Source organism: Phaeobacter sp. 11ANDIMAR09 (genome assembly GCF_001294455.1).
Lineage (GTDB): Bacteria > Pseudomonadota > Alphaproteobacteria > Rhodobacterales > Rhodobacteraceae > Pseudophaeobacter.
The window spans coordinates 1-12667 of sequence record NZ_LIKT01000046.1; the positions used below are offsets into that span (position 1 = coordinate 1).

Genomic DNA, 12667 nt, shown 5'->3' on the forward strand with positions numbered 1-12667 from the left:
TTTCGGGGGGCAGGTCAGCTCCAAACCCACCACCTCCAGGAGTCTTAATGATGAAGGTATCACCCGAAACCAGCTCCACTTGATCGTTCCCCTGCAATAACTCAACTCGACCATCCGCACGTAGAACAGAGTTTTCACCTGTTGATCCAGACGCGCCGCCATGGGCCCCTTGAGGAGGAACCATTCGATGCGAACTCAAGGTGGTGACGGTCATCGCATCATTGAAATACAAGCGCCGTACGATGCCATTGCCACCAATGAATTGACCGCCACCACCCGAACCTTGGCGAATGGAAAATTCCTCCACCCTAACGGGAAACCGTGTCTCAAGTACTTCTGGGTCCGTCATACGGGTATTTGTCATATGGCTATGAACGGCGCTGGCCCCGTCGAAGCCATCACCAGCTCCAGTCCCACCACAAATCGTCTCGTAGTTTTGGTAAGTTTCATTTCCATAGACAAAGTTGTTCATGGTCCCTTGGCTGCCCGCTATCACGCCGAGTGCGCCGTATAGCGCGTCAGCAATGGATTGGCTGACTTCTGTATTGCCCGAGATGACAGCCGCCGGAGATTTCGGATTGATCATTGTGCCTTCTGGCACAATCAGGTTCAGCGGTTTCAGACACCCTTCGTTCATAGGGATATCGCGACCGACCAAAGTACGGAACACGTAAAGAACAACTGCACGGCAAATGGCCATTGGCGCGTTGTAGTTCAGCGGACTTTGCGCAGATGTTCCGGTGAAATCAATCGTTGCAGAGCGGTTCTCTTTGTCAACGCGGATCTCCGCGGCGATCTTTGAGCCACTGTCCATCGGATAGCTGAACTTGCCGTTTTTGAGCACATCCAGAACACGGCGCACGCTTTCCTCGGCATTGGCCTGCACATGGCCCATGTAGGCATGCACTGCTTTGATCCCAAATTGGCGGGTGATCTTTTGGAGCTCGGAAACACCAGTCGCATTGGCCGCTATCTGCGCCGCCAAATCCGCAATGTTCTGGTTGATATTCCGGCACGGATAGGAGCCAGACCCCAAAAGCGTGCGGGTTTCTGCTTCACGCAGATGCCCTTGGTCCACAAGCAGGAAGTTGTCGATCACAACGCCTTCTTCTTCAATCGTTCGACTATCTGGCGGCGCCGATCCTGGTGTTTTGCCACCAATATCAGCGTGGTGTCCACGAGAGGCGACGGTAAAGAGAATGCCTTTCCCGTCTGCATCAAATACTGGAGTGATGACGGTGACGTCTGGCAAATGCGTTCCACCATTAAACGGATTGTTCATCATGAACACGTCACCGGGGCGAATCTTGCCCTCGTTTTCACGCAGTACCGTGCGCACGCTTTCCGACATGGAGCCCAAATGCACCGGCACATGCGGTGCATTGGCAACCAGATCGCCGTTCTGGTCAAAGATTGCACAGGAGAAATCCAGTCGCTCTTTGATGTTCACAGAGTAGGCGGTATTTGCCAGAGTGGCCCCCATTTGTTCGGCGATGGACATGAAGAGGTTGTTGAAGACCTCAAGCATGACTGGGTCAACCTGGGTGCCAATCGCTTCGGCGCGTTCAAGCGGAACTGTTCTTTCAAGGATCAAGTTGCCGCCTTTGGCGCAGGTCGCACGCCACCCAGGCTCAATAACGTTTGTTCCTGTTGCCTCTGTTAAAATCGCAGGCCCTTCAACGGCTTGTCCAATGGCAAGGCTTGCGCGGTCAACCAGCGGCACGCCCTGCCATTCCCCGCCAAAACAGACCGACACTGGCGTCTCATCGATTGATGTGTCGCGCGGATCATCTAGACTCACACCTTCGCCAGTTTGACCGATGGCTTCCACGACAAGAACATCAATGATCAGATCACCTGTGTTTGGTGTGAAACCAAACCTCTGAAGATGCGCTGTAACAAAGGCGGCTTCCATTTCAACAGCGGATCCGAAGTCCACTTCGATACTTTGTTGCGCGTCGCGCGGGCGGATTTGGGCCCGTTTGGAAATGACGACTTCGGCCTCATCGATACCTTGATCTTTGACCTCATCCCCCGCGATTTGGGCCATCTCGTCCAAAGCCGCGAGCGCGCCTGTATCACTTAAAGGCTTTTCGAATTGCTGCTCGCGCATCGCTCTGACATCAGCAAGCCCCATGCCAAAGGCAGACAATACCCCGGCAAAGGGGTGAACAAAGATGCTTTCCATGCCCAAGGCGTCAGCCACGAGACACGCGTGCTGCCCGCCGGCACCCCCAAAACAGTTCATGGTGTATTTGGTAACGTCGTAGCCGCGCTGGACGCTGATTTTTTTGATGGCGTTGGCCATGTTCTCAACAGCGATCCGCAAGAAGCCCTCGGCGAGCTCTTCCGGGGTTTTGCCATTGCCGATCTTGGCGGCAAGCTCCTCGAATTTCTGACGCACAATATCTTTGTCGAGCGGCTGATCGGCATTTGGGCCGAAAACATGCGGGAAGTGATCCGGGTTCAGTTTGCCCAAGAGCACATTGCAGTCGGTAACAGTCAGTTCGCCGCCTCGGCGATAGGCCGCCGGACCCGGGTTGGCGCCTGCGCTTTCTGGGCCGACCTGCATCCGTCCGTCGCGGTAGGACAAAATCGAACCGCCACCTGCGGCAACCGTGTGGATCGACATCATCGGCGCGCGCATACGTACGCCTGCGACTTCTGTCTCAAATGAACGCTCAAACTCTCCGGCATAATGGCACACATCGGTAGACGTGCCGCCCATGTCAAAGCCAATGAGCTTGTCAAAACCCAACTCACAGGCAGATCGAACCATGCCAACTACACCGCCCGCAGGGCCCGATAGGATCGCATCACGACCATGGAACAGTCGCGCATCGGTGAGACCACCGTTTGATTGCATGAACATCAACCGCTCACATCCGCCTGTATGGGCGCCAAGCGCATTGGCGACTTGATCAACATAGCGGCGCAGAATTGGGGACAGATAAGCGTCCACAACCGCCGTATCTCCGCGTCCGACCAGTTTGATCAGGGGGCTGACGGCATGGCTCAGCGAAATTTGGGTGAACCCGGACCGCTGCGCCATCAGACCCAGTTGTTTTTCATGATCAGGAAATTTGTAGCTGTGCATCAAGGCGATCGCGATGGACCGGTAGCCCTCGTCATAGGCTTTGGACAAAGCCGTACGAGCCGCAGCGGTATCCAGAGAGGCGACCACGTTGCCATCCGCATCAATGCGCTCTTCGACCTCGACCACATTTTCATAAAGCAGCTCTGGCAACACAATGTTCAGATCAAAGAGTCTCGGTCGGTTCTGGTAACCAATGCGCAGAAGGTCTTTCATTCCTTTGGTTATGAAAAGAACCGTTCGATCGCCTTTGCGTTCCAGCAGGGCGTTGGTCGCAACGGTTGTGCCCATCTTTACAGCTTCGATGAGCCCACTGGGCACTGCTGTGTCCGGTTTCAGATCCAGCAGTTCGCGAATACCGTGCACGGCCGCATCTTTATAGACTTCCGGGTTTTCTGACAAAAGCTTGCGTGTCTTCAGCTCTCCGGATGGTGATTTCGCTACGATGTCGGTGAATGTGCCACCGCGATCGACCCAAAACTGCCACATAGATAAAGCTCCTCTGTTTGCAGGCTGGGCCTGCAGTCTTTCAAATTAAGATGTTGGTGTTTGGCGCTGTGGTCTTAGTAGACCAAAGACGGCAGCCACAGTGCGAGTTGCGGGAAGGCAAGCAACAGCGCCAACATGACGAACATCGTGATAACGAATGGGATCGCGCCTCGGATGACGTCAATCATAGGTCCGCCTTTGCGGATGCCTTGCACGACGTAGAGGTTGATCCCAATCGGAGGTGTGATGAGGGCCGTTTCCAGTAGGACCATCAACAGGATACCAAACCAGACAGGATCAAAGCCAAGCGCCACAACGATTGGCGTGATCAGAGGTGCCATGGTCAGTAGCATCGACAGCGTTTCCATAAAGCACCCGATTAGGATCAATACAGCAACAATCATGAACATGGTTTGCATCGGGCTCCACCCAAGGCCAGTTACAAAATCGGTCAGGGCTTGGGTCAGACCGATGATCGAAAGAACGAAGTTCAGGAAGACAGCTGCAATGATGATCAGCATGATCATGGCAGTGGTGCGCATGGTGCCTTCGATGGCTTGACGCATCATGTCGATGGACATCTTCCCGTTCATTACCGCAAGCCCCATTGAGGCAACGACACCCAAGGCGGCGGCCTCTGTTGGCGTCGCCAGGCCGGCATAGATGGACCCAACAACAACTACGAAGATACCCAGCGGTGGGATCAATGCAGGCAGCGCACGCAACCGCTCTGACCAGGTATGACGCAGCTGTTCGCCCCCCCATTCAGGTTTCAACAGGCAGGCGACAACAACGGTAGCCATGAAGAGCAGTGCCAACAGAAAGCCCGGCAGGAAACCAGCCAGATAGAGCTCTGGCACAGATGTATTGGTCAGCAGCCCATAGAGGATCAGGTTGATGGATGGCGGAATGAGGATGCCCAATGTACCGCCCGCTGCGACTGTGCCCAGGAACAGGCTTTCATTGTAGCCCCGTTTCTTGATCTGCGGTACGGCCACGGTTCCGATGGTGGCTGCGGTCGCCACCGAGGATCCAGAGGTTGCTGCGAACAAAGCGGAGGAGCCGATGTTTGAGTGCATCAACCCGCCTGGCAGCCAGCCCAGCCATTTCACGATTCCGTCGTACATGCGTTCAGTGATGCCGGCCCGCAAGAGGACCTCACCCATCATCACAAACATCGGGATCGCAACAAGCAGGAAGTCCGTGCTGGTCTGCCAGGCCATGTCGGAAATCGCGCGATGAAGCGGCATCGCGCTGTCTGTCCACTGAAGGATGAGGCCAAGCCAACCAAGAGACGCAGCGATTGGAACGGCAAGGCCGATCAGCGCCAGGAGAATGAGAAGTGTCTTGATCAACATGGTTATACCGTTTCGTCTTCGATTTGTTCGTCGAGGGATTTGACGCCGATGAGGTTTTGCACCCCGGCTTCGTCGCCTCGGAAGTGCTGGCGAATGGCGACCAAGGCGATCAACACGCCTGAGAACACAAAGAACACCCAACCGAGCAGCCAAGGAATTTGTGGAATTGCAAGCGGGACACGCATTGGCGTGATGGAGCGAGAGCCATTGTCGAGCGTATCGCCCACCATGCCCCAGACCATGACGACGATCACAAGCGCAAAACCGGTCAACAAAAGAAGGCCCAGCAAGTTGATATAGGGGTGCAGCGCCTTGGGGATCGCACCCAGCAGTGCATCGACCCGGATATGCGCCCGCTCAAACAGCGCGAAAGACAGCGCCAAGGCCGTGGCGACCCCGAAAGCATAGCCTGATATTTCATCCGCGCCGCCAAGAGAAACATTGAACAATTTGCGCAAAAACACTTCGAGCGTGACGAGGAAGGCTGAGAGCACGATGAGTGCGCCGCCAAGCCAGGTCAGCCAAAGGCTGCATGTGCGGGCACCGGTGAAAAGCTTATCTAACATCTCGTGGACCTCTTAGTCAGTTGCGGTGGGGCGGGTGATTTCTTCCCGCCCCCTGTGATGGCTGGGTTGGTTATTTTGCTTCGGCAGTCAGACCAAGAATTGGGCCAACGGTGTTGTTCCAGTTTGCCGCGCATTCTTCACCACAACGTTCCGCCCACCGTGCGAGAACAACATTGGCGGCAATCTGATCACGCGCTGCAAGGTCTTCCGCTGTTGGCTCAACCAGAACCATGGAGCCAGGCTCACCAACTTCACATGCACCACCAGTGATGCAGGAAATAGCCACATCGTCTTCCTTCGCGGTTTCAGCCCACATGGCCTCATTCAACGACGCGATTTCGGACTGGAGCAAAGCTTGCTGATCTGCGGACAGGCTGTTCCACTTGTCCATATTCATCGCGCCAAAGGCGAGCCCCCAGCCGACACGCAGGGTGTATGCATGCGTCGCGACCTGGCTCCACTTTGCGGTGTAAGCAGACATGGTGCCGGTGATGGCGCAGTCCACAACGCCTTTTTCCAGCGCTGGGATCACTTCTGAGAAGGCAACGGTCACTGACGTGCCGCCTACGCCTTCGACAAAGTCACCAAGAGTGGTGGAATATACGCGGATTTTCTTGCCATCCAGATCGGCAATGCCATTCACTTCTCCGTTGCACCACAGCGTCTGGCTTGGGAACGGATACAGCATCAAAAGCTTCGCATTGTAGATATCTGCAAAGGCCGTTTCGAGCGTGCCGAAATAGGCGTCTGAAACTGCGCGTTGTGTGCCAATGTCTTGCGTCAGTGACGACAGGTCAGCCCCTTCAAAGATTGCGTTTTCAGCGGCTACGTATCCAGGCAGACCAAAGGCGAAATCAAAAACGCCATTTTTGACCATTCGCATAATCTCAAAACCTTTCAGGCCCAGACCAGATTGCGACTGGATCTTTCCGACGATCTCCCCACCGGACACTTCGTTGAGACGCTGGTTGAAGAATGGCTCTTCGTGTTTCTGATAATTGGTCAAGCTGGACCATGTACCAACCGCATTCAGTACAACTGGACCATCCGCCACGGCGGACGTCGCTATTACGGCCAGTGCGCCTATCGCTGTTGTTAGTTTTTTCATTGGTTCTCTCCGTGTTGGGTTGGATTTTTGTAAATTGTTGTCTCTGCATCTTCTGCGATGTCAGTGATGAGCATGTGCCCAGGCGCATGTGTGATGCAGAAGGTTGGGCGCGCGGCTTGGATGACATTTTGCGGCGTGACGCCACAGGCCCAGAAAACCGGTATTTCATCAGGTTTGATGTCCACAGCGTCCCCGTAGTCAGGGCGGTTGATGTCTGAAATGCCAATTGCGCAAGGGTCGCCAATCGCAATGGGTGCGCCATGCGCTTGGGGGTACTTCGAGCTGATCGAAATTGCGTCCTCAAGATCACGTTCTTTTAAGGGGCGCATAGACACGACCATCTGGCCAACAAAAGGTCCGGACGGAACGAGGTCGATATTTGTCCGATACATCGGAACATTTCGACCTGTCTCAATATGGCGCATCGGAATGCCAGCGCGAATAAAGGCGTTTTCGAAAGTGAACGAACATCCCAGCGCAACCGTGACCAAGGTATCGTCCCAATAGTCAGAGATATCGGTGAGCTCTTTGGTTAAAACCCCATCGCGAAAAATTCGGTAACGCGGAACGTCGGTTCGAATGTCGATATCGCGCCCCAAGGTCGGCAGCATCGGGTCGCCTGTGTCGCTTACCCCGACAATCGGGCAAGGTTTGGGGTTGCGTTGACAAAACCGCAGGAAGTCCAGTGCGAACTCTTCGGGAATGATGGCAAGATTGCACTGGAGCTTCCCTGGCGCGAGGCCGGCTGTGTTCGCATCGTAGCGACTTGCGCGAATGCGTTTGCGAATGTCTTCACTCGACAGGAGCGAAGCATCGACGATTGTCTCATTCTGGGTAGGCATTTTGGGCCCCTTGTTTGGTTGCAAAAGCATCACACAACAGGGGCAATTCAATCAAATTATCATTTTCTATCACCTTTGATAGAAAATTTGGAATTAGTTTTGGTGAGTTCGATGCCAGTCGATCGCAATCTCACGCGCTATTTCTGCTCCGTTTTCAACAAGAAGGCTGCGTGGTTCGGCTAGGTAGGAGGCTGTGAACTCCAGAGGTGGAGGAATAAAGCCCGGATCAAATTCCTCGATTTCATTTGCTTCCAAGTGTCGTACAGCAAGGACACGGGGATAAGGTCCAACAGCGATTCCCGCTGCAATCATCCTAAGACTTGCTGACAGGGATGCTGACGAAAACACACGCAATTTGGGTCCCACGCGGCGGGCCAATTCGGAGGTGAGCTCTCGATACGGGCGTGTCTGACTGGAGTATGAAATGATCGGTATTTCCGACAGGTCAATCGGCCCCAGTTGTTTGTCTTTGTACCAGTGAAGGTCAAACTGAGGTAGCGCCACATTTTTCACGGAATATTCTGAAATCGGCCCCATTAGGAAAGCCAAGTCGAGGCGTCGTTCCAATATTGCAGCGCGCAGATTAAGCGAAATATCAACTGTCAAATCGATATTCACACGTGGAAACTTCACACTGAAAGCTTGCAGGAACAACGGGAGCCAAGCTTGGGCGATGGTTTCAGAAGCACCGATACGAAAGAGGCCCTCAGTCTCGGCGGGATTGGCGACTCGGTGCTTAATTTCTTCTTCAACATAGAGCAGCTGTTCAGCATAGCCCAAAAGCTGCTGGCCCTGTTTCGTGAGCACCAAATCGCCGGGTCCGCGCTCAAACAGCTTTGCATCCAATTCATCTTCCAGGTTGGATATCCGGGTAGAGACGGCAGGTTGCGAAAGATGCAAGCGGTCAGAAGCTTTGCGAAAGCCTCCCAGCCGGGCAACCCATAGAAATGTGCGAAGTTGTTCAAAGGTCATGCCCATTCAAATCATTTATAGACAGCCAGGGCAACCGATCAATTTTTTTGGGTATATGTACTTTCTCACCTCGATATAGCTGATTAGGCAAACTAGGAGCGCCACCGGAGCGGTCATTCGTGAATCTTGCAGCCTTCAGCGCTTTGGGCTCGAAGCCGACATGCGGCAGCTGGGTTGCAGCGTTTCCGCACAGGTACCCAGCCGCTAGATGACGGCAGCCAGCCCAAAGCTGCTATTCAGTAAGTCGCCGGGCATCTTGGCCGCATCGAGTTAAGAAAACAGGTGCGGCACGATAAGCAGGCAACCACAAGGATGCGGGAAGTGGACCTTTAATACGCAAAGTGGTTGGCCATGTGAATGTGGCCCGACGAAATTCAACGAGCATTATACTTCGCTCTGATCAGGGCGGTTGATTGCTAGTTAAATTGGCATTGGCTACCTTGCGAGAAGATACTCAGCCACTGCTTGGTAAGCGGGCAACGAGGTCGGGTCGATGAAGCCGTTTTGCGCCTGCGGGAAGGAGGCCAAACGCACAAGCACCATCTCGGCCGTAGGATCCACGTAGATCGTCTGGCCGTGCACCCCTCGTGCGGCATAGGCCCCGTGGTCATTGTGGAAGACCCACCACTGGCTGGTGTAGCTGCCCGCCCCAAAAGTTGGGAAGCCAGATCCGAACTTGGAGCGATCGCCCCCTGTGCGGATCTTTTCAACAACTTCGACGGGGAACAGCCGGAGCCCGTTCAGCTCGCCCTGGTTCAGCATCAGTTGTCCCAGTCGTCCAAGATCCCGCAACCCTGCGGAGATGCCGCCTCCCGCGAAGGGCACTCCCTTATCGTCGACGGTCTGGTAGGCATCCTGTTCGACCCCCATCCGACGCCACAAGCGATCAGAGGCAAGTTCGGTGACCGATTGCCCCGACACGCGACTGATGATCCAGCCCAACATATCGGAATTGATGGTCTTGTAATGGAACTCTGCGCCGTGCATGCCCTCAGGCTCCACCTGTTGCAGGTATTCCCAATAGCCATTCGGCCCCTCGTAATCCGTAGATTTGGGCAGCGGACTGGCGGCTGCGGAATAGAGCCAGATATCAGCATTGGGATCGGCGTAATCCTCAGAATATTGCACGCCCGTGGTCATATCCATGACCTGCCGCACAGTGGCCGATGCAAAGGCGCTGTCGCCGATCTCGGGGATTACCTCATGCACCAATGCCCTATCGTCAAGCCTGCCTTCCGCCACCATGATCTCAGCCAAGAGCCCCGTTATGGATTTGGTCATCGACATAATGGCGTGTTTGCCGTCTTCCTCAAGGCAGCCGAAATAGCGCTCATAGACGACCTCGCCTCTGTGCATGATCAACATTCCGTCAGTGTAATTGGCGTAGAGTGACTGCTCCCAAGTCATCTGTGCATCGCTGCTTTGCGGAGTGAAGGTGAGTGCGTCGATCTGAGCCCGAAGCTCGGCGAAATCGGATGCAGACGGGTAGCTCAGCGGCGCTGGCGCTCCGGTGCCGCGGCTGATCTCTTCCGTTGGTAAGAATTCCCGCAAGTGGCAGACAGACCAGCGCAGCCGGGGAAAGCTGAAATAAACGCTGTCAGGCTGCGTGATGATCTTGTCAGGCGGCGGTGGGAAACCCTGCATCCAGCCCATGGCATTTGGGTCTGACTCCTGCGCCGAAAGCGGCGCGTTTTGCGCCTGCGCCCCCACTGCCAGGCCAAGCGCAATGATGCCCCCCGTGGCCCCTGTGAAGAGCTTAGAAGTTAACGACGACATTGATGAAACCTCCTGTCCACGGATCGGCGCTTGCGCCGATAACCCTGTCTATCCCTTTACCCGGAAAGGAAACCGAGACCCCGGCCGAGAGATAGGTATTGCGATTTATGATATGGCTGTATTCGAGAAACAAATCATCAGAGAGATGGCTGTCCGTAACACCGGACACAACGTTGCCATTCACGTTCACCCGCGTCGCCTGCCCAAACTGGACAGGGCTGTTCAACTCATTTGCTCGGATATGGGCATATCGAAGCGTCCAGGTATCCTGTGGCGTGGGCTGGACACGCAGCGCCAGGGTCAGCGCGTTCACGTTCGAATTGATGAAGGTCGATGCGGATTTCGATCCTGTCGCCCAGGCACTGGGGCTTCCCTGATAGTACAGCGGATCGAACCGTTCGAGCTTGGTGGTATAGGGGTCGTCCCCGGAAAAGCTCTGGTAACCTAAGGTGAGGCTGGGCGACCAGGGCAGCTGCACAAAATCATATCCGGCTGTTATCCGTCCGGCCCAGGCCTCTAGGTCAATCCTGTTGTTCCATTGATACGCGACTTCCCCGGAAAAGGTCCAGTTTTTCAAACCACCCGTGAGGAGATTGGTTTTGCCGTAGAGGCCGAACGTCCGGGTTCCTTCCCGCGCCCCTGGCGTCACCGTTGGCGGGCCGATGCCACCCGGTGCGGCCTGCGGATATGGCGAGTCGGACTGCATAACCTCTACGTATGTGGCACCCAGATAACCGCCCGCCGGATCGTCATAGAGCAGATCAAAGCCCGCCAGTTCGTTACTGCCATCTGTCGACGGCAATTCATTGGGATCAAGAAAGAATGCCATCCCGCTTACAGATCCGAATGTCAGTCGTCCGATTGCGGCGCCTTCCCAGGCTTTGCGTGGGCCCAGCTTCAATGCTCCCCGCTCGAATCCGCTGGTCGCGCCATTTGCAATCAGCATACCTGTTCCGAGGGTCAGCTCCCGCGGCCCCAGCGATACATCATAGGTGCCGTGCGGCCCGAGATTTCCGCGGATGGCGAGATACGCTTCCTCCAGTGTTGTTGCTCCCGTATCGCCAGTGTCAAAGGCGTCAATCCCCCATGAATAAGACGCCACCGCCGAGAGCTTACCATAGAGCAAAGCACCAGTGTGGAGTTGGTACTCAAAGCTGATGCCTGGCTTGATGTAGCCCTCTACCCAGTCTGTGTCAGGAGCGAACTTGCTGGCAGGCGCGGTTGTTGCTGCGAGGTCCCAGAACAAGTTGCGTTCAGCCACTGCGTTCAGCCCAAACTGCAAATGCCCGCGTACCGTGAGAGCCCCGTGATCGAAGATAAGCATCGGGTCGCGGTCCTCTGCTTTTGCAATCGGGGCAAACAAGGCCAAGGCAGCAGCCAGGCAATACCTGCACAAAAACCACACTATCGCTACCTCTCCAGAAGTAATCTTCCTTAGTGCAATGGTAGCGCAACTGGCGATCTAGGTCACCATTTTGGTTTCACCTATATCCCATACCGAAATGCCCCTTGTTGGAATCCTCATTGAATTTACATGCCGTCGACAAAACTCCTATGATGGTCATTTTGTGGCAGGGCAGAGAATGACAGCTTTAAAAGGCTGTGCTGCAGCATTGGCGACCCAACGCTAGGGTGGCTCAATGACTGCTATTGGGAGACTGGCCCGCAAATCTCGCAACTGCGGCAATGATGGCGTGGCACACTCTGCAAATGACTGCTTAGGGCTGAAAGCAGTCAACCAGGTCTGCCGATCAGACCGGCGACAGACTGTTCAGAGTGAAAACCACACGCTGCATCGCCGCAAGGCGGCTTTGAGCTTAATAACCTCTTCCAAAAACGACCGTCAGTTGAACGCTTCTCTGAACCAGACATTGGCGTACTTGCAGCGACCCGTTGAAACTGCACCGCACTGCGGACGTTCCAAATTTTTACTGGTCAGCATAGGCATGTTCGAGAAAGCCGCGCTTAAAAGTCTATCTTACGGCACTATCAGAGAAAAACTCTCCCGGCTCCAAAGCCAGAAAACGCTTCACGTCAATTCCTGCCAAAACAAGACTGTCGCGCAATAACTCTCTTGGTTCGTTTCGCGCTTCATTCGTAAGCTGAAATGTACCCCAATGCATGCCTACGGCCTGATGGGCGCCGGTATCTTCGAAAATGCGCACAGATTCGTCGGGTGCAACGTGTTGATCAGACATGAACCAACGGGGCTCGTACGCTCCGATCGGAATGATCGCTATGTCGGGCCTTCCGTAACGAACTCGTATGTCACGGAACAGTGCGCCGTCGCCATAGCCAGTGTCTCCGGCAAACCAAATTTGGGCTTTTGGACTGTTGATCCAGAACCCACTCCAAAGTGCCATGCGTCGATCACGAACTCCGCGGGCCGACCAGTGGTTTGCCGGTGTTAGGGTAACCGAAATCTCTGGCGTTATTTGAACTGTATCATGCCAATCACCCAT

9 protein-coding genes are annotated in these 12667 nt (G+C 54.8%); all 9 read right to left on the reverse strand.

Translation table 11 applies throughout. From position 1 onward, the window contains the following. The coding region (locus tag AN476_RS21185) for a hydantoinase B/oxoprolinase family protein (protein ID WP_054463764.1) at positions 1 to 3583 on the reverse strand (3583 nt) is incomplete at its 3' end. A 74-nt stretch (positions 3584 to 3657) separates the two neighbouring features. Beyond that, complete coding sequence (locus AN476_RS21190) at positions 3658 to 4941, reverse strand: TRAP transporter large permease (protein ID WP_054463765.1); 1284 nt, start codon at positions 4939 to 4941, stop codon at positions 3658 to 3660. A 2-nt stretch (positions 4942 to 4943) separates the two neighbouring features. Further along, positions 4944 to 5507 (reverse strand): TRAP transporter small permease subunit, encoded by a 564-nt coding sequence (locus AN476_RS21195; RefSeq protein WP_054463766.1) that lies wholly within the window; start codon positions 5505 to 5507, stop codon positions 4944 to 4946. 70 nt (positions 5508 to 5577) lie between these two features. Continuing rightward, a complete protein-coding gene (locus AN476_RS21200; protein WP_054463767.1) occupies positions 5578 to 6615 on the reverse strand; it encodes a TRAP transporter substrate-binding protein in 1038 nt (345 codons plus the stop codon). After that, entirely contained in the window at positions 6612 to 7457 is an 846-nt protein-coding gene (locus AN476_RS21205; RefSeq protein ID WP_054463770.1) for a putative hydro-lyase, read from the reverse strand. Before AN476_RS21205 ends, AN476_RS21200 begins: the two co-directional genes overlap by 4 nt. Before the next feature lie 93 nt (positions 7458 to 7550). Further along, entirely contained in the window at positions 7551 to 8429 is an 879-nt protein-coding gene (locus AN476_RS21210) for a LysR family transcriptional regulator (RefSeq protein ID WP_054463768.1), read from the reverse strand. Positions 8430 to 8864: 435 nt separating this feature from the next. After that, positions 8865 to 10205: a serine hydrolase gene (locus AN476_RS21215; RefSeq protein WP_054463769.1), complete on the reverse strand. Its 1341-nt coding sequence runs from the start codon at positions 10203 to 10205 to the stop codon at positions 8865 to 8867. Beyond that, positions 10186 to 11529, reverse strand: a complete 1344-nt coding sequence (locus tag AN476_RS21220) for an alginate export family protein (protein ID WP_054463771.1) — start codon at positions 11527 to 11529, stop codon at positions 10186 to 10188. The genes AN476_RS21215 and AN476_RS21220 overlap by 20 nt, the downstream gene beginning before the upstream one ends. Before the next feature lie 649 nt (positions 11530 to 12178). Continuing rightward, the coding region (locus AN476_RS21225) for an MBL fold metallo-hydrolase (protein WP_083464451.1) at positions 12179 to 12667 on the reverse strand (489 nt) is incomplete at its 5' end.